The 821-nt window shown below is 73.8% G+C and carries 2 protein-coding genes; both read left to right on the forward strand.

Features of this window, described 5'->3' with window-relative positions; translation table 11 throughout:
• Window positions 1–554 (forward strand): ZIP family metal transporter (locus tag FXN61_RS49735; protein WP_167980676.1); only part of this gene is annotated, 554 nt, incomplete at its 5' end.
• Window positions 555–595: 41 nt separating this feature from the next.
• Window positions 596–821: 2-oxoglutarate and iron-dependent oxygenase domain-containing protein (locus tag FXN61_RS49740; RefSeq protein ID WP_188136349.1), on the forward strand; the 226-nt coding region annotated here is incomplete at its 3' end.

An 821-nucleotide genomic window follows, 5' to 3' on the forward strand; every position in this document is an offset into this window, starting at 1 on the left:
CCACCTCCGCGGGGTTCCTCGGCGGCGCGGCCGGCTACGTGCTGGCCAACGTGCTGCTCGCCCGGCGCGGCGCGCGGCATCGCAAGCGCAGCAGCAACCAGCCGTCCGAACAGGACCAGGCCGGCAGCGGCACGGCGATCGCGGTCGGCGCGCTGCTCGACGGTGTGCCCGAGTCCGTCGTGCTGGGCGTCTCGCTGCTCAGCGGCGGCGGGGTCGGTGCGGCGATGCTGGCGGCGGTGGTCACCTCGAACGTCCCGGAAGGACTGTCCAGCGTCGCCGGCATGAAGCAGGCCGGCCGCGGGCCCGGTTACGTGTTCGGGGTGTGGGGCGCGATCGCGGTGGCGAGCGGGCTGTCCGCCGCGCTGGGCAACCTGCTGCTCGACGACGCGTCACCGCAGCTCATCGCGGTGATCACCGCCGTGGCCGCGGGTGCGATCCTGGCGATGATCGCGGACACGATGATCCCCGAGGCCTACGAGCGCGCCCGTCTGTACACCGGCCTGTGCACCACCTCGGGGTTCCTCACCGCGTTCGTGGTGGAACGGCTGGGCTAGTTCGCTGGCGCGCGGCCCGTGACGGCGGTAGGAGTGCAGCCATGGGTGTTCCGCTGGTGGACTTGTCCGGGTGGTTCGACGGCACGCGACGTGCCGAGGTGGCGGCGCGGGTCGACGCGGCGCTGCGGGAGTCGGGGTTCCTGCTGATCACCGGGCACGGCGTCCCCGACGAGCTGCGTGCGCGGGTGCGCGGGCTGACCCGCGAGTTCTTCGCCCTGCCCGCCGACGAGAAGCAGCCCTACGCCGTGCGGACCGGCGGACGGGGCT

This window comes from Lentzea indica (assembly GCF_012184385.1).
Taxonomy (GTDB): domain Bacteria; phylum Actinomycetota; class Actinomycetes; order Mycobacteriales; family Pseudonocardiaceae; genus Lentzea; species Lentzea indica.